The organism is Rhabdaerophilum sp. (assembly GCF_046092605.1).
Classification (GTDB): Bacteria; Pseudomonadota; Alphaproteobacteria; order Rhizobiales; family Beijerinckiaceae; genus Rhabdaerophilum.
Genome location: NZ_JBJTDY010000120.1, coordinates 1 through 17,008, shown reverse-complemented (window position 1 = coordinate 17,008; position 17,008 = coordinate 1). Strand labels below are relative to the sequence as shown.

At 66.0% G+C, this 17,008-nt stretch carries 17 protein-coding genes and 1 riboswitch; of the genes, 8 read left to right on the top strand and 9 right to left on the bottom strand.

Translation table 11 applies throughout. From position 1 onward, the window contains the following. Positions 1-79: 79 nt before the first annotated feature. Positions 80-943: a D-amino-acid transaminase gene (locus ACKODO_RS09340; RefSeq protein WP_408983167.1), complete on the bottom strand. Its 864-nt coding sequence runs from the start codon at positions 941-943 to the stop codon at positions 80-82. Between the two features lie 61 nt (positions 944-1,004). Beyond that, entirely contained in the window at positions 1,005-1,973 is a 969-nt protein-coding gene (locus tag ACKODO_RS09335) for a LysR family transcriptional regulator (protein ID WP_408983166.1), read from the bottom strand. A gap of 263 nt (positions 1,974-2,236) precedes the next feature. Between ACKODO_RS09335 and dgcN the strand changes: the two genes are divergently transcribed. After that, positions 2,237-3,259, top strand: a complete 1,023-nt coding sequence (dgcN, locus tag ACKODO_RS09330) for an N-acetyltransferase DgcN (protein ID WP_408983165.1) — start codon at positions 2,237-2,239, stop codon at positions 3,257-3,259. Position 3,260: 1 nt separating this feature from the next. Beyond that, complete coding sequence (dgcA, locus tag ACKODO_RS09325; RefSeq protein ID WP_408983164.1) at positions 3,261-4,241, top strand: N-acetyl-D-Glu racemase DgcA; 981 nt, start codon at positions 3,261-3,263, stop codon at positions 4,239-4,241. A gap of 208 nt (positions 4,242-4,449) precedes the next feature. Here the strand turns inward: dgcA and ACKODO_RS09320 are convergent, their stop codons facing one another. From ACKODO_RS09320 to ACKODO_RS09300, 5 genes are all read right to left on the bottom strand, one after another. Further along, positions 4,450-5,313, bottom strand: a complete 864-nt coding sequence (locus tag ACKODO_RS09320; protein WP_408983163.1) for an ABC transporter permease — start codon at positions 5,311-5,313, stop codon at positions 4,450-4,452. Continuing rightward, entirely contained in the window at positions 5,313-6,407 is a 1,095-nt protein-coding gene (locus ACKODO_RS09315) for an extracellular solute-binding protein (protein WP_408983162.1), read from the bottom strand. The genes ACKODO_RS09320 and ACKODO_RS09315 overlap by 1 nt, the downstream gene beginning before the upstream one ends. Positions 6,408-6,425: 18 nt before the next feature. Then, positions 6,426-7,517: an ABC transporter ATP-binding protein gene (locus ACKODO_RS09310; protein WP_408983161.1), complete on the bottom strand. Its 1,092-nt coding sequence runs from the start codon at positions 7,515-7,517 to the stop codon at positions 6,426-6,428. Further along, positions 7,514-8,338 (bottom strand): ABC transporter permease, encoded by an 825-nt coding sequence (locus ACKODO_RS09305; protein ID WP_408983160.1) that lies wholly within the window; start codon positions 8,336-8,338, stop codon positions 7,514-7,516. The genes ACKODO_RS09310 and ACKODO_RS09305 overlap by 4 nt, the downstream gene beginning before the upstream one ends. 64 nt (positions 8,339-8,402) lie before the next feature. Continuing rightward, positions 8,403-9,026 carry a TIGR00725 family protein gene (locus tag ACKODO_RS09300; protein WP_408983159.1) on the bottom strand — a complete coding sequence of 208 codons (624 nt, stop codon included), beginning with the start codon at positions 9,024-9,026 and terminating at the stop codon, positions 8,403-8,405. 140 nt (positions 9,027-9,166) lie between these two features. Here ACKODO_RS09300 and ACKODO_RS09295 point away from each other — a divergent pair, with 140 nt between their 5' ends. The 6 genes from ACKODO_RS09295 (at position 9,167) to ACKODO_RS09270 (ending at position 15,422) form a co-directional block, all read left to right on the top strand. Further along, positions 9,167-9,976 (top strand): DeoR/GlpR family DNA-binding transcription regulator, encoded by an 810-nt coding sequence (locus tag ACKODO_RS09295; RefSeq protein WP_408983158.1) that lies wholly within the window; start codon positions 9,167-9,169, stop codon positions 9,974-9,976. A 71-nt stretch (positions 9,977-10,047) separates the two neighbouring features. Then, positions 10,048-10,254: riboswitch (cobalamin riboswitch) on the top strand. 162 nt (positions 10,255-10,416) lie between these two features. Then, positions 10,417-12,255, top strand: coding sequence for a TonB-dependent receptor plug domain-containing protein (locus ACKODO_RS09290; RefSeq protein WP_408983157.1), 1,839 nt, complete (start codon positions 10,417-10,419; stop codon positions 12,253-12,255). A gap of 7 nt (positions 12,256-12,262) precedes the next feature. Continuing rightward, complete coding sequence (locus ACKODO_RS09285) at positions 12,263-13,306, top strand: FecCD family ABC transporter permease (protein ID WP_408983156.1); 1,044 nt, start codon at positions 12,263-12,265, stop codon at positions 13,304-13,306. Next, positions 13,303-14,082, top strand: coding sequence for an ABC transporter ATP-binding protein (locus ACKODO_RS09280; RefSeq protein ID WP_408983155.1), 780 nt, complete (start codon positions 13,303-13,305; stop codon positions 14,080-14,082). The genes ACKODO_RS09285 and ACKODO_RS09280 overlap by 4 nt, the downstream gene beginning before the upstream one ends. An 84-nt stretch (positions 14,083-14,166) precedes the next feature. Continuing rightward, positions 14,167-14,583 (top strand): OsmC family protein, encoded by a 417-nt coding sequence (locus ACKODO_RS09275; protein ID WP_408983154.1) that lies wholly within the window; start codon positions 14,167-14,169, stop codon positions 14,581-14,583. Continuing rightward, complete coding sequence (locus ACKODO_RS09270; RefSeq protein ID WP_408983153.1) at positions 14,583-15,422, top strand: sulfurtransferase; 840 nt, start codon at positions 14,583-14,585, stop codon at positions 15,420-15,422. The genes ACKODO_RS09275 and ACKODO_RS09270 overlap by 1 nt, the downstream gene beginning before the upstream one ends. Here ACKODO_RS09270 and ACKODO_RS09265 read toward each other — a convergent pair. After that, positions 15,419-16,618 (bottom strand): O-succinylhomoserine sulfhydrylase, encoded by a 1,200-nt coding sequence (locus tag ACKODO_RS09265; RefSeq protein WP_408983152.1) that lies wholly within the window; start codon positions 16,616-16,618, stop codon positions 15,419-15,421. The two genes, ACKODO_RS09270 and ACKODO_RS09265, sit on opposite strands and share 4 nt — an antisense overlap. A gap of 81 nt (positions 16,619-16,699) precedes the next feature. Then, positions 16,700-17,008 (bottom strand): LysR substrate-binding domain-containing protein (locus ACKODO_RS09260; protein ID WP_408983151.1); only part of this gene is annotated, 309 nt, incomplete at its 5' end.

Below are 17,008 nucleotides of genomic sequence, written 5' to 3'. Positions count from 1 at the left end.
CGCCAGATCTCTTTCTGTCAGATCGGTTTGCGCTCCAAGACGCCGAAGCCGGGCCGGGCCCCGCCATGGCGCAGAAGCGTCAACCTTTCTGCGCTTCCTCCAGGTAGATCGCGCGCAGCTTCTTCGTGATCGGACCGGGCCGCCCGCCCGAGATCTTCTCGCCATCGACCGCCACCACGGGCATCACGAAGGATGAGGCCGAGGTGTAGAAGACCTCGCGCGCGGCCAGCATTTCCTGCCGCGTGAAGGGGCGCTCCTCCACCTGGAGCCCGGTTTCGCGCGCAAGACGCATCACCGAGGAGCGCGTCACACCCGGAAGGACGCTGTTCGACAGCGCCCGCGTGACCAGCACCCCCGCGCTCGATACGATGAAGAAGGTCGAGGAAGCCCCTTCCGTCACCACGCCATCCTCCAGCATCACGGCTTCGGCGACGCCCGCACGTTTCGCCTCGAACTTCGCGAGGACCTGCGCGAGCAGGGCCACGGACTTGATGTCGCGCCGGGCCCAGCGGAGATCATCAACCGTGATGACCGCAGCACCCGTCTCGGCCATGGGGTTCGCGAGCAGGTTCTTCGCCTGAGTGAACATCACGACATTGGGGGCGACATCATCCGGGCAGGTGAATTCGCGCTCATAGGTGCCGCGCGTCACCTCAGTATAGACCGTGCCCTGCTTCAGATCGTTCTGCCGGACGAGTTCGCGCTGGATGGCGGTCCATTCGGGAATGGTGTGCGGATTGCGGATGCCGATGGCCTTGAGCGAGCGGTCGAGCCGGGCAAGATGCGGTTCGTTGTCGACGAAATGGTCGCCGAGCACCGCTGTCACCTCGTAGATGCCATCGCCGAACAGGAAACCGCGATCCATGATCGGCAAAGTGGCTTCGGCGAGCGGAAGGTAGCGCCCGTTCACATAGGCGATGCGGGGCGCGACGGGGGCGGACATGCGAGAACTCCGGGAATGGATCGGGCTGCCGGGCCTTCGCCCGGGCTTGTTTCAGGAAGCATCAGGGCAAACCCGGCATGCCTCGCGGACGGACGAAGCCTGTCTGCGGGCGCGAGGGCAAGGATGCCGGCTGCTGACGGCCGCCCGTGAGCACCTGCCAGAGGCGCACGACGGCGGGTTTCTCCAGATTACGATCCTTGAGCGCAACGATGGAGAGCGGCAGCGACCAGAGGTCGTCGCCGAGTGGAACCAGTGCCCCCGGCGGCGCGCGCTTCACCGTGCTTTCCGGCAACCAGGCAATGCCGTGGCCGGCCATCGCCATGTCGCGCAGGATATCGGACATGTCGGTCTCGATGATGCGCGTATGCTTGCCGATCCCGCCCGCCGTCTCGATGATGAGATCGACAAGCCGCGCGAAATAGACCGATCGCGAATACATCAATAGCGGCACGGGCTTGTCGCCCTGCCGGGGCAGGGTGAGGCCCATCCGGGCGACGAGGCCGGGGCTCGCATAGGGACGCAGGCGGTCGCGGTCGATTTCCACGCTCTCGATGCGCTGTGGCTCGGGGTGAACCGGCTGCTGCGCGCTCGTCCAGCAGATCATGAGTTCGGTCGCGCCGGAGAGCAGGCCGATCGCGAGATCATGCACATTGCCAGTGGCGATCTCGCAGGTGAGGCGCAGGTCGCGCGTCCATTGCGCCCACCAGCTCGGCAGGCAGGCCGTCGCGAGCGCGAAAGGCACGGCGATGCGCACATGGTCAGGCCGGCTCGGCGCGCCCTGGCGCATTTCGGCGCGGGCATCGAGAATCTCGGCGAGGATCTTTCCGGCCGTCTCGCGGAAATGCTCTCCCGCTGGTGTGAGCCGCGTGGGGATGATCGAGCGGTCGATCAGGGCCGCGCCCACCCACGCCTCGAGCTGCTGGATGCGCCGCGAGAAGGCCGCCTGCGACGCGTTGCGCTGCTCGGCCGCACGGGTGAAATTTCCCGTCTCCGCCACGGCGAGAAAATCCTGAAGCCAGCGAATTTCCATGCTGCACTCCCCCGCAGCGGCATTCCGCATCGGTTCCGAATGACGAACCTCATGCTGTCCGATGAGGAACGCTCGGGCCAATGCGAATTCTGCATCGGTAACAGGATTCGAACCCGCTGGCGAGGGGGCATTTGCCCTCGATTACGCCATCGAGCGGATGGAAAACTTGCATTGGCGACAATCCTTCGCTGCAAGCACAATCCCTCTGTTGCCAGAGGTGGCCGGAAGCGGGCCATCCGGCTTGGATACCCGAGGAGAAGACCATGATCGTCGAAGCCCCCTACCTGATGTTCCTGGGTGATGTCCCGGATCAGCTCGCGGCGAAGACCGCGCAGGGCATCGTCGACTGGCGCCCGGAATGGTGCCGCGGCCAGCTGCGCCTGGCGGGCTGCAAGGCCGACCTGAAGATCCCCGACATGACCATCGAGGAAGCCGCGAAGGCCGGTTGCCGCACGCTCATCGTGGGGGTCGCCAATGCCGGCGGCGTTCTGCCCGACCATTGGTCCGAGACCATCGTGAAGGCCATCGAGGCCGGAATGGATGTCGCGAGCGGCCTGCATGCGCGCCTTGCTTCCAAGCCCGTCATCGCCGAGGCCGCGCTCCGGCACAATCGCCGCCTCACGGATGTGCGCCACTCGAGCGAAACCTTCGCGACCGGCAAGGGCACGAAGCGCTCCGGCCTGCGCCTGCTGACCGTGGGCACGGATTGCTCCGTGGGAAAGAAATACACGGCGCTCGCGCTCGAGAAGGAGATGCGCAAGCAGGGCCTCGATGCCGATTTCCGCGCCACGGGCCAGACCGGCCTGTTCATCTCGGGCCGGGGCGTGGCGATCGATGCGGTGGTCGCGGATTTCATCTCCGGCGCCGTGGAATGGATTTCACCCGCCGCCGCACCGAACCATTGGGATCTGATCGAGGGACAGGGCTCGCTGTTCCATCCCTCCTTCGCGGGCGTGTCGCTGGGCCTGCTGCATGGCGCGCAGCCCGATTGCTTCGTCATCTGCCATGAGCCGACCCGCACCACCATGCGCGGCGTGAAGCATCCCCTGCCCTCGATCCGCGCGGTGATCGACCTCAACATCACCTGCGGGAAGCTCACCAATCCGGCGATCCGGCCCGCGGGCATCTCGGTGAATACCGAACATCTCGCCGAGGCCGAGGCCCGGGCGCTGGTGGAGACGCTCGAGAAGGAGCATGATCTGCCGACGACGGACCCCATCCGCTTCGGCGTGGGCGCGATCGTCGCGAACCTCCTGCGCCTCTATCCGCATTCGAAAGCCGCCTGACATGCGTTCTCTTGAAGTTGATATCGAGCGTTTCCCCATCGCGGGAACCTTTACCATCTCGCGCGGCTCGCGCACCGAAGCGGTGGTTGTCACGGCGGCCATCCGCGAGGGTGCGCATACGGGGCGCGGCGAATGCGTGCCCTATGCCCGCTACGGCGAGACCGTCGAGGGCGTGGCGGAGACAATCCGGGGAATGGCGGACAGGATTGCCGCCGGCCTCGACCGGCAGGCGCTCCGCCAGATGCTGCCGGGCGGTGCCGCCCGAAACGCGCTCGATTGCGCGCTGGTCGATCTTGAATCCAAGCTGGCGGGCAAGCCGGCCCATCTGCTGCTCGGCTGTTCGCCGCCGGGGCGGCATGTCACCTGCTACACCCTGAGCCTCGGCACGCCCGAGAGCATGGAGGAAGCGGCGCGCGCCGCGAACGGACGTGCGCTTCTCAAGGTGAAGCTCGGCGGGGAAGGCGATGTCGCGCGCATCGCGGCCGTGCGGCGGGGGGCCCCGAAATCCCGGCTTGTCGTGGATGCGAACGAGGCGTGGCGCGCCGAAACGCTGCGTGCCAATCTCGATGCCTGCGCGGCGGCAGGCGTCGAACTGATCGAGCAGCCCCTGCCCGCCGGCCAGGACGAGGCGCTTTCCTGCATCGTCAGCCCCATTCCGCTCTGCGCGGATGAATCGATGCACGATTCCAAGAGCCTCGCGCATCTGCCGCCCTGGTATTCGGCCATCAACATCAAGCTCGACAAGACCGGCGGCCTGACCGATGCGCTGGAATTGCGCGCGGCGGCTCTGGCGAAAGGCCTCAAGATCATGGTGGGCTGCATGGTCGGCACATCGCTCGCCATGGCGCCAGCACTCCTCCTGGCGGAAGGCGCGAGCTTCGTCGATCTCGATGGCCCGCTTCTGCTCGCGAAGGATCGCGATCCGGCGCTGTCCTATCCCGAAAGCTTCGTCGAGCCGGCCGGGCCCGGGCTCTGGGGGTAGGCCCGCAAAGGAGCAACATCAGCAGCGTCGTTTCCAGGGCCGGGGGGCTTCTTGAGGGACCCGTCCGGCATGTCGCCATCCTTGGAATGGTGATCGAAGAGCATTGCGCTCAGGACCTGCCGGCCTTGGAGCATTTTCCGATCCATTGGATACCGGTTGGCCGAAGAAAATGCGTGAAACAACAAGAAATGAGAACGGGCGGCCTGATTCAATCGGATCGGATTCCGCTCTGGCGCCCCCTTCCAACCCATTCTCCCAGGCCCATCACCAGGGTGCAGAGCGCCGCGAGCACGAGGCCGAGCGTCGCGGTGACGGCAAAATCCGAGCCGGCATCCGAGACCATCGTGAAGAGCTGCAGGGGCAGGATGTTCACCTGCGTGCCCACCAGCGCCAGCGCCGTTCCATAAGCGCCAATCGCCACCGCCGCGACCAAGGCGAAGGCGGAAATCATCGGCGCCTTCAGCTGCGGCAGCAGGATATCCATCAGCGTGCGCAACCGGCTCGCACCGAGGCTCTCGGCGGCGGCGAGTTGCGCGGTATCGAAATTCACGAGCACCGGCGTCAGCATCATCACCACGCGCGGGATGAGGTAATAGGCGTAGACGAAGGCCAGCCCATGGGGCGAATAGACGGCCTGCGAGAAGGCCACGGGGTCGACGCCGAAAATCCGCTCGAGCAGCAAAGTCACGAAACCCGCGCGGCCAAAGGCGAGGATGAACCCGTAGGCGACGATCAGCCCGGAAAAGGTGAGCGGCAGCGCGATCAGGAACTGCCAGGCGAGCCGTGGCCGCTCGGCCATCCGCGCGAGGCGCAAGGCCACCGCGAGGCCGACGCCGAGCGAGATCGTCGCGGCGAGCGCGCCGAGAGCGAGCGAGTTCACAAAGCCGGTCCAGAAGGGGCGCGAGGCGAAAAGCGTTCGTATCCCGTGCGCGCCACCCGCCAGGGCTTCCGCCAGCACGAAGCCGAGGGGCAGGAAGAAGAACAGCACGAAGAGCAGAAGCCCGGGCGAGGCGAGCATCGCCCGGGTGCCCGCGCCGGTGCGGGAGGACTGCGCGGCGCGGTGATTGGCCATCAGAGTGCGGCCTTGGCCCAGCCGCTCTGCAATGCCTGAAGCTGCGCGGCGGATTGATCGAGATCGAGCAGGGTCGATTTCGCGTGGGTGATGAGGCGAGCCTTCACGCTGTCGGGAAGCGGAACCCCCGGCACCGATGGCGTCACGAAGCCTTCGGCGAAGAGCGCCTGCCCTGCATCCGAGAGGATGAAGTTCAGCCAGAGCTTCGCGGCATTGGGGTTCGGGCCGTTCTTCACGAGGCTGATCGTGTAGGGTGCCGCGACCGTGCCCTCGGCCGGGGAGACGACTTCGACATCGTCTCCCATGCCATCCATGAACTTCGCGCGCAGACCGTCATTCACGAAATTCACCCAGATCGGGATCTCGCCCTTCACGAATTGCGCATAGGGCGTGGTGCCGACGACGCGCAGCACGTTCCCGCCCTTGTGGAGCTGCTCCATGTATTTCAGCCCGGGCTCGAGATTGGAATAGCTGCCGCCCTGCGCGAAATTCGCCGCCCAGGTGAAAACCTGACCCACGCCGGTGGAACGCGGATCGAGATAGACGATGTTGCCCTTGTATTCGGGCTTGGCGAGGTCGGCGAAGCTCTTCGGCACGTTCTTCACGAGCTTCTTGTTCACGATGAACACGATCTCGAGCTGGTGGATGGTGAACCACTCGCCCGCCGGATGCTTGGCCAGAGCCGGAAGCTTGTCGAAATTCGTGGGTTTGAAGGGGGCGAGCAGGCCCCGCCTCTGGGCATCCACGCCATTCGCGCCGAAATAATAGATCGTATCGACCTGCGGGCGGTTCTTGGTGCGGTCGAGCGCGTTCACCGCCACGCCCGAGCCGACATCGTTATAGACGAGGTTGATGTTGGGGTAGCGCTGGCCGAACACGCGGAAGAGCGCAGCCCAGTTCGCCCAGGTCGGCCCGGTATTGTTGGAAATCACCATGCCTTCCTTCAGCGCTTCCTCGTAGAGCGCCTTCTCGCCGGCATAAAGCTCGGGGCCGGTCGTGACATTGGCAGGAGCCTGCGCCCGGGCAGGCGCGGCGGCGAGCGCCAGCGCGGAAGCGCCGAGGCCCTGCAGGAGAATGCGACGATCAATGGTCATGAAACGCTCCTCTGGAGATCAGGCCGGAACGGCCGGGTTGTCGTTCTTGGTCGCGGCGCTTCTCTCGGCGCCCTCTTGTCCCGTTGCGATCACCTGAACCGCAAAGGGGGGAAGTTCGATCGCGCTCGGCGGCGCGACATGGCTTTCGGTCTCGATTCTGAGGCACTGGCCGCCGGGAAGCGTGAAATCGAAGCGCCGCAAGGCACCAAGGAAGCGGTCGCGCGTCACGCTGCCCGCGAAGCGGTTCGCGCCATTGGCACTTTCTGCCGGGCGGATGACCTCGGGTCGGATCAGCACCGTCACGGCCATGCCGCGCGGGAACGGATGCGCCCCGCAGGCGAGATCGCCGAGCGGCGTGCGGACATTCAGGGCATCGAGCACGATGCCATCGAACAGGTTCGACTGCCCCACGAAAGCCGCGACGGCGCGGTTGGCGGGCCGGGCATAGAGACCTTCCGGCGTATCGACCTGCAGGATGCGCCCCTCACGCATCACCGCCACGCGATGCGCCATGGAGAGCGCCTCCTCCTGATCATGCGTGATGTGGAGCGTCGCGATGCCGTGAAGCCGCTGGAGGCGGGCGATCTCGTCACGCATCTCGCCGCGCAGGGTGGCGTCGAGCGCGGAAAGCGGTTCATCGAGCAGCAGGGCGCGGGGGCGAAACACCAAAGCCCGCGCCAGAGCCACACGCTGCTGCTGCCCGCCGGAAAGCGAGCGTGGCAGGCGATCCGCCAGATGGCCGAGGCCGACCATGCCGAGCGCCTCGCGCACGCGCCGGCCCGCCTCGCTGGCGGGCACCTGCCGCAGTTTCAGCGCGTAGCCCACATTCTCCGCGAGCGTCATATGCGGGAAGAGCGCGTAATTCTGGAAGACGATGCCGAGATCACGCTTGCGCGGCGGCACATGCGTCATGTCCTCGCCGGCGATCGTCACCCGGCCGGATTGCGGCATCAGGAAGCCGGCGATCAGCTTGAGGATCGTCGATTTGCCACAGCCCGAAGGGCCGATCACCGCAAGCAATTCGCCCTCGCGGATTTCCAGCGCGATGTCGCGCACCCCTGCCCCGCCGCCGGGATAGGCGAAGCTCACCTGATCGAGGGTCACGCTCATGCGATCCCTCCCCGGCCGGCGGTCGCACCACGCGCGACAAGGGCTCCGGCCATGGCCGCGAGAAGCGCGAGCGCCAGCAGCACCACGGTCGCAGCACAGGCAAAGCCCGTCGCGCCGTAAAAGGCCTGAAGCAGAACAATGGGATAGGTGCGGTGCAGGAAGCCCGCAATGAGGTTCGTGAGCTGGAATTCGCCGATCGACAAAGCCGCGACAAGGATCGAGGCCGAGGCGATGGAATGCACGAGACCGGGCAGAACGATATCCAGGAAGCGGCGGTGAAACGGCGCGCCGAGCGATTCAGCCGCCTGCTCCAGCACTTCCACGCCCTGAAGCTTCAAATCCGCCACCAGCGTCTGCAGGAAATACGGCAGACAGATCACGACATGCGCCGCGACCGTCAGCCATCCTGCCCCGAGGAAGGGCAGGGCATCGGTGGAAAAGGCGAGCATGTAGCCGAAGCCCAGCACAACGGCGGGTGCGGCCACCGGCGTGAGGTAGAGAATGCGCCCGAACATCGCGAGCGCGGGGCTTCTCGCGGTGGCAACCGCGTAAGCCAGAGGCGCACCGATGAGGATGCAGGCGACCACCGTCGCCGCGCAGACCCATAGGCTGGTGATGAAGGCTTTCTGGAATGTCGGGTTCGCCAGGAGCGTTTCGAACCAGCGGCCGGTGAATCCCACGGGAAGCAGCGTGTTGCTCCATGCCCCGCCCACCGAGCCGACGAGGATCAGCGCCATCGGCGTTACGAGATAGGCCGCGTAAAGCGCGAGCGCCGCGCTGCCGAGGCCTGTCGGGCGGCCGGAAAGCGCCATGCCGCTCATGATGCCACCCCGTTCATGGTGCTGCCCCGTTCATGGTGCCACCCCGTTCATGGCGCCACCCCGTTCATGGCGCCACCCGGAAATAGCGCCCGGCGATCGCCTCCATCGCGGTTTCGATTTCCGCACATTCCAGCGCGCCATCCACCCGGTTCGCATCGGGCATGGTGATGACCAGGCGCTCCATCTTCAGGCCGAGCGCAATCTCCGAAAGCGTGCCGTGCCCACCCCCCACGGCCACCAGCGCGAAGCAGGCCGAAGCGATGATGGCGTTGCGCGCTTCGCCGATTCCGCTCGCAATGGGCACGCTGACGAAGGGGTTTGCGCTGAGGGGATCGGTGGAAGGCAGCACGCCGATCACGAGCCCGCCCGCCTCGGCCGCCCCGCGCGAAGCCGCCTGCATACAACCGCCGCGGCCGCCGCAGATCAGCGGCAGACCAAGCCGGGCGATCCCGCGCCCCGCCGCTTCGGCCATGGCAAGTTCGGATGGCGACGCGTCATTCGGCCCGATGACCCCCACCGGCAAACGCCTTGCGCCGGCCTTCAGCGCGAGGCGCAGGGCCTCGCTGGCGGCGATGGGGTTGCCCGCCGCCTCGCCAGCCCTGGCAGGCTGCCAGCGATGCGTGGCCGCGTCGAAGCGGCGTCCGGCATCGTCCCGCAGGATATCGGGCGCGGTGAGGGTCAGGGTCATGGTCCGGTGCTTCCTCAAAGGCTCTCTGCGGATCAAGGCGGAGCAGCTGGAAGATATCTTCCACTTATCGGAGTTACATGTCAATTATATGACAATTTTGGAATTCGTGCTATGCGAGGCCGATGAACCGGAGATCCCCGATGCCTGCGCTGGAAGACAACGCCCTCAATGATCGGCAAAGCCAGATCGTCGATCGCGTCGAACGATTGGGTTTCGTGACGATCGAGGCCCTGGCCGAGGAGTTCAGGGTTTCGAGCCAGACCGTGCGGCGCGAGATCATCCGGCTCGACGAACTGGGCCTGATCCACCGCTTCCATGGCGGCGCAGGGCGCTGCGGTTCGGGCGAGCGCCTGAGCCATGAGGTGAAACGACAGCGCGAGACGGGGCTCAAGGCGCGGATCGGGGAGGCCATGGCCAGCCGCGTGCAGGAGGGGCAATCGATCTTCCTCGATGTGGGCACCACGGCGGAGGCGACGGCACAGGCTTTGCGCGACAAGAATCAGCTCACGATCGTCACGCCCAGTGCGAATATCGCGCTGATCCTCTTTGATGCGCCGGGCGTCGAGATCAATCTGACAGGCGGGCGGATCGTGGGGCGTGACCTCTCGATGGCCGGCCCTGCCGCCGTGGGAAGCGTGATGCGGCACCGGTTCGACTGGGCGATCATCGCCTGTTCGGCCGTTGAGGATGACGGGGCCGTGCTTGATTTCGACGCCGAGAAGATCGCCGTGAAACAGGCCGCGATGGAGGTGTCCCGGCGCCAGGCGCTCATCGCCGATTCCTCGAAATTCACGCGCTCGGCGCGACTGGAAATCGCGCGGCTCGACAGCTTCGATCTCATCGTCACCGATGCCGCGCCGCCCCCTGCCCTGCGCGAGCGGATCGGCGAGGAAAGGCTGATGCTCGCGGCCGGCGACCGCGCGGGGCCGGCCATGTTGTCAATGATCTGACATTCCGGCGCCCGCCCCAAAATGACAACCCGCCTGCAAAAGGCCGGATGGACAGGCGCATTCATCCGTGTTTTACAAAAGACGCTTTCGGTGCCTCTCGTCAGGGAGAGGTGAAACGGGAACGCCGTAACGGGTGACGAACCCCCAATCGGCGGCTGCCCCCGCAACTGTAGGCGGCGAGCCTTCTTCGCATCACCACTGGACCCTCGAGATCCGGGAAGGGCGAACAGGCGCTTGAGCCGCAAGCCAGGAGACCGGCCGGAAGCTTGTGCAACACGAACTCCTTGGCGGTGGGCCGAGGCAGGTGGATCATGAGCCGAACGTTTCCGGTGGCCCTGGCCGCCCTCTTGGTCGCATGCGCGGCCCAATCAGTCCCATCCGCCCAAGCGCAAACTCGCCGGGAGCCAGAGCCCCTCTTCATCACCATTACCCCCAACCGATTGCCGACCGCCATTCAGCGCACGGGTTCTGCTGTCACCATTATCCGGGCGGAGGAGATCGCCCGTGCGAGCAGCTATTCCGTCGCAGATATCCTGCGGCAGGTTCCGGGGGTGGATGTCAGCACCAATGGCGGGCCGGGTGGCACCAGCAGCGTTCGCGTGCGCGGTGCCAATTCCGGCCACACCCTCGTCCTGCTCGACGGCGTGCGCATCAGCGATCCCTCCGCTGCGTCCGGCGAGTTCGACGCCTCGATGATCGCGCCGGGCATCATCGAGCGGATCGAGGTCCTGCGTGGGCCGCAATCGGCGCTTTATGGCTCGGATGCGATTGGCGGAGTCATCAACATCATCACGCGGAAGGGCCAGGGCGGCCCGTTGCGCAGCCTGCGCGTCGAGGGCGGCTCGTATGGTTCGGCCAGCGTGACAGGCTCGGTCGCCGGCTCCACCGGGCCGTGGTCCTATGCCTTTTCCGGCCTGGGGCAGACCCTGGAAGGGTTTTCGAGCTATGGCTATCGCATCGGCCGGCTGGAGAAGACGCAAGGACCGTTCGAGAATGACGGCCTGCGTCGCCTCACGGGCCTGGGGCGCATCGGCTATGATCCCGGAACAGGTTTCCGGCTTGATCTCGGCATCATGGCCAGCGGCAGGCGCTCGGGTTACGATGCCGGCTTCGGCACCTATCCCGACACGAAGAGCATCTCGAACCAGCGCTACGGGCAGGCCTTTGCCAAGGCCGAGCTTGACGCTTTCGACAATCGCTTCACCCACAGCCTGCAGATCTTCGCGAACCGCACAGAGCGTGTCCTGAAGGATTCCTTCCTCTCGGGCGGGCCGCCGCCCACGAATTTCCGGACGGATTACGAATTCTGGGGCAATCGCTTCGGTGCGGAATATCAGGGAACCCTTCGGCTCGATCGGTTCGGGACGCTGATCCTCGGCGGGCGATCCGAGCGCGAGGTCGCGGCCTCGACCAACCAGGATATCGGCCCTTTCCCCGGCCCGCGCCGCAAGGATTTCTCCGGCACGCAGGATACAGCCTCCCTGTTCGGCCTCTGGCAACTGCCCGTGGGCGAAAGGCTGATGCTGTCCTTCGGGACACGCCTGGACCAGGTGAGCGACAGCCGTTCCTTCGCGACCTGGCGCATGACCGCCGCCTATAACCTGCCGGAAACGGGCACGAAACTGGGCGCCAGCGCCGGCACGGGCGCGAAAGCGCCGACCCTCTACCAGCGCTTCTCGCCGCTCTATGGCACGCGCAATCTCCGGCCTGAGGAAAGCCTTGGCGTCGATGTCGGCATCGATCAGGGCTTCTTCAACAACCGCGTGACCCTTTCGGTGACGGGTTTCCGGAACCGCTTCCGCGATCTGATCGATTTCCAGTTCGCGGGCTGCCCGCCGGCTCAGCCCTTCGGCTGCTACTTCAACGTGGCGCGCGCGAAAACCTCGGGCGTGGAGATTTCCGGCACGATCATCGCGATCGAAGCCTGGCTCTCGATCACGGGCAGCTACACCTACCTCAACGCGAGGGACCAGCGCACGAATCTCACGCTCGCCCGCCGCGCACCACATCAAGGCCGCCTGGCCCTGCGGATCACTCCGCGCGAGGGCTGGCTGATCGAGCCTTCCGTGACCATGGTCTCGAACCGCTTCTCGAGCGCGAACGAGACCAACCCGTTGAAGCGCTATGCCCGGTTCGATATCCACGCGGAATATGCGCTGAGCAGCACCTACAAGCTGCATGCCCGGTTCGAAAACATCACCAATGCGCGCTATGAGGAGGTGCGGGACTACGGCACCACCGGCCGGGCCTTCTATGGCGGCGTGACCGCGAAATGGTGAGGACGACATGACGAGCGGGAGCGGAGCCACCCTGCCGGCCGGGCCGAAAGCGCCCCGCCTCTGGCTGGTTTCCGCCCTGCTGGCGCTGGTCGGCCTGCTGTTTCTCGGCTCACTCGCCATCGGGCCGGTGCGGCTCTCGGTGCCCGAGTTGCTTGCGGCTCTCTCGGGACGGGGCAAGGAGGCTCACCGCATCATCCTGCTCGAATTGCGCCTGCCGCGCGCGCTGCTTGCCGTGTCGATCGGCTTCATGCTCGGGCTCGCGGGTGCGGCGATGCAGGGCCTGATGCGCAATCCGCTCGCGGCGCCCTCGCTGTTCGGAGCCCCGCAATCCGCGGCCTTCGCGGCTGTGGCGACCATCTCTCTGGGGCTCAATGACACGCTCTCCTGGGGCCTGCCCGTTGCGGCGATCCTCGGGGCGTTCCTGTCGGTGTTCCTCCTTGTAGCGATTGCAGGGCGCAATGCCTCGCTCCTGCTGCTGATCCTTTCGGGCCTCGCGGTGTCGAGCCTCGCCGGGGCGGGAACGGCACTAGCGATGAACCTCGCGGCAAACCCCTTCGCGGCACTGGAGATCGCCTTCTGGCTGCTGGGATCGCTGGAGGATCGCTCCATGCGCCATGTCATGCTGGCGCTGCCCTTCATTCTGGTCGCGAGCCTGCTGCTCTCCACGCAGCGCGGTGCGTTCCGGGCACTGTCGCTGGGTGAGGAAGCCGCCGCGAGCCTGGGTGTGGCGGTGGAGCGCCTGCGTTTCACCGTCATCCTCGGCGTGGCGATCGGCGTCGGCGCCTCGGTGGCCGTGGCGGGCACCATCGCCTTCATCGGGCTCGTGGCTCCCCATCTCATGCGCCCGCTGGTGAACCACGATCCGGCGCGGCTGTTGCTGCCGGCGGGGCTCGCGGGCGCGGCGCTGCTTCTGGCGGCGGATATCGCGGTGCGGATCATCCCCGCGCAGAGCGACATCAAGGTCGGCGTGCTGACCTCGATCATCGGTGTGCCCTTTTTCCTGCTGCTGATCGTCAGGCAGCGCAAGAGCCTCGCGGGAGGCATGACATGACCGCGCCCCTTCTTGCGGCCGAAGGGCTTTGCGTGGAACTCGGAGGCAAGGCGATCCTGCGCGATCTTTCCGTCAACTTCCCGTCCGGGCGTTTCGTGGCTTTGCTCGGGCCCAATGGCGCCGGCAAGACCACCGCGCTGAAGGCGCTGGCCGGGCTTGTTCCAGCCCGTGGGCGGATCAGCATCGCGGGCGAAGCCCTCGCGCGAATTTCCTCGCGGGAGCGCGCCAGGCGCATCGGCTATCTGCCGCAGGGCCATGCCGTGCATTGGCCCTTGACCGCGCGCGATGTCGTGGCGCTGGGCCGCTACCCGCATGGCGTCGCCGACCCCGCGCGGCTCTCGAAACGCGATGCCGAGGCCGTGGATTGCGCCATGGCGCGCACGGATTGCGCCCATCTCGCGCATCAGCCCGTGCAAACGCTGTCGGGCGGCGAGCGCGCCCGCGTGATGCTCGCCCGCGTGCTGGCCACCGAAGCCGCCATCCTGCTGGCGGACGAGCCCACCGCCGCGCTCGACCCCCGCCATCAGCTCGCGGTGATGGACGACCTCAGGGGCGAGAGCCGGCGCGGCGCGCTGGTGATCGCCGTGACGCATGACATCGCGCTCGCCGCGCGGATGGCCGACGAGATCGTGCTGCTGCATGACGGGCGGCTCGTGGCGCAGGGATCGCCGGAGGCCGTGCTCACCGATGCCAATCTCGCTCAGATCTATGGCGTGACCGTCGCGCGGCCGATCATCGAGGGGCAGGCAGTTCTTGTTCCCTGGGCCTTGTCGTGAGCCCTCGCGCGCCCGATCGCGCTTGACCTCGACCGCGAAACCGCCTTCGGATACCGAGGAAAGACAGGGCATTCGGGGGCAGGCATGAAAGCGCGCGCGAAACTGATCGAGGGCATGGCCTTTCTGGGAGAGGCCGGCAGCGGGCATTCGATCGTGATGGATGGCTCGCCGGAATCGGGCGGCCGCAATGCCGGCTTCCGGCCCATGGAATTGCTGCTCGTGGGCCTTGCCGGCTGCACCGCCTTCGATGTGGTTCTGATCCTGCGCCGGGGCCGCGAGGATGTCGTGGATTGCATCGTGGAAGTCTCGGCCGAACGGGCGCCGGAAGACCCCAAGGTCTTCACGAAGCTCCATCTCGATTACCGGGTGAAAGGCAAGAACCTCGACGAGGCCAAGGTGAAACGGGCAGTGGAACTCTCGAAGGAGAAATACTGCTCGGCCTCGATCATGCTCGGCAAGACCGCCGAGATGACCTATGCCTACACGGTCGAGCCCGCGTGATGTCGGCGCTGATCTTTCGCGAGGCGCTCAAGGGCCGCATGGGCCAGGCCGGGCTTGTGCTGGTCGATCTCCGCCTCGCGGCGGATGGCGGGCGCGAGAGCTACCTCGCCGGCCATGTGCCGGGCGCGATCTACTCGGATTATGCCGGCGATGGCTGGCGGCGGAAGGTGGGAAACGCGCCGGGCCTGCTGCCCGATGCGGCGCATCTCGCTGGCCTGTTCGGCAAGCTGGGCATCACGCCGAAAACGGAAGTGGTGCTGATTCCCGTCGGTTCCTCGGCGAATGATTTCGCCGCTTCCGCCCGCGCCTGCTGGACCTTGAAACAGGCGGGACACCGCGCGGTTTCCATCCTCGATGGCGGCACGCAGGGCTGGATGAGGGCCGGATGGCCGATCGAAACCGGCGAGAAGGCGCCACGAGCCGCCCCACTTTATCCGCTCGCTCCGCAAGCCGGTCTGCGCCGCACGGCCGAGGAAGTCGAGGCGGCTCTGCAAGCGCATTCCGCCTCCCTCGTCGATGCGCGATCCGTAAGTTTCTTCAAGGGGCTGGAGAAAGCCTCGGAGGCGAAGCGCGCGGGCCGCATTCCCGGTGCGCTCAGCGCGGATCATGCGCGCGCCTTCGACAATGCCACGGGCAGCCTGATGCCGGCGGAGAAACTCGCCTCTCTCTATGCGGAAGTGCCGCCCGGCCCGGTCATTTCCTATTGCAACACGGGACACACGGCCGCAACCAACTGGTTCGTCCTCAGCGAAGTGTTGGGCCGGCCGGATGTGGGTCTCTATGACGGCTCGATGACGGACTGGACGCAGGACGACAAGCGCCCGGTGGAAACGGGTTAGACCGCCGCCAGAGCACGGGTGAGATCGGCCCGCAGATCGCCGGGATGTTCGAGCCCCACGGAGAGGCGCACGAGACCATCGCCAATGCCCATATCCGCGCGCGCTTCCGGCGTGAATCGCTGATGAGTGGTTGTCGCGGGATGGACAGCGAGGCTCTTGGCGTCGCCAAGATTGTTCGAGATGCGGAAGATCTTCAGCGCATTGAGGAAGCGGAAGGCTGCGGCCTTGCCACCCTCCAGTTCGAGTGCGATCAGCGTCGAAGGGCCACCCATTTGCCTCCGCACGATCTCGGCCTGCGGGTGATCGGCACGTCCCGGATAGATCAGCTTCCGCACCTGCCCCTGATCCGCGAGCCAGTCCGCGAGGATGGAAGCCGTCCCGGTCTGCCGGCGGATGCGCAGAGGCAGGGTTTCGAGCGCCTTCAGCAGCACCCAGGCGTTGAAGGGGCTCATGGCCGGACCGGTTTGCCGCAGGAAGGTATGGATATGGGTCTGGATGAACTCGTTCGAAGCGAGGATCACCCCGCCGAGGCAGCGCCCCTGCCCGTCGATGTGCTTGGTGGCGGAATAGACGACGCAATCCGCCCCGAGCGCCAGCGGCTTCTGCCAGAGGGGGGTCGCGAAAACATTGTCCACCACCAGCTTCGCGCCGATGGATTTGGCGAGTTTTGCGACCGCTTCGATATCGATGACTTCAAGCGTCGGATTGGCCGGGCTTTCGAGAAAGAAAACCTTCGTGTTCGGCCGGATCGCGGCCTGCCATGCGGCGAGCTCCGTCCCATTGACCAGCGTCGAATCCACGCCGAAACGCGGCAGATGCTCCTCGATGACATAGCGACAGGAGCCAAAAAGCGCCCGCGCCGCCACGACATGATCGCCCGCGCGCAGAAGGCCGGTGAGCGCCGCCGTCACCGCGGCCATGCCGGTGGCCGTCGCCCGCGCCGCCTCGGCACCCTCGAAAGCGGCCATCCGCTTCTCGAACATGGCCACGGTCGGGTTGGAGAAACGCGCATAGATGAAACCGGATTCCTCACCCAGGAAGCGCGCCTCGCATTGCTCGGCGTTCTCGTAGATGTGGCCCTGCGTGAGGAAAAGCGCCTCGGAGGTTTCCCCGAATTGCGAGCGCAACGTGCCGGCATGCACGAGCTGCGTATCCTCATGGAGATCGGGCAGCAGGCTTTCGATCGGGGCGGGCATCGTTCGACTTTTCCTCTGTTTTGTTTTTTAAATCGAACGACAAAAGGAAATCAAGAGGAAATCAAGCTTGTTGAAGCGGCCTCACGCGGAGACGATTTCGGTCGCGTGATCGAGCAATTCGCGCAGCAACGGGTTGGGGAAGCGGCGCTGGATATGCACGCCATAGAAGGCCTCGCGCAAGCCGGGCAGCTTCTCGATCTCGATCAGCGCGCCGCTTGCGAGTTCATCGCGCACGACGATGGGCGGAATGACCGCAAGCCCTGCCCCCTCGCGCACGAGAAGACGCATCATCGCCATGTCATCCACCTCCGCCGCGATCTGCGGGAAAACACCGAGGCGCTTTTCCTCACGCAGGGCCACATCTACGAGAACGCCGAGCAATGCGAGGCG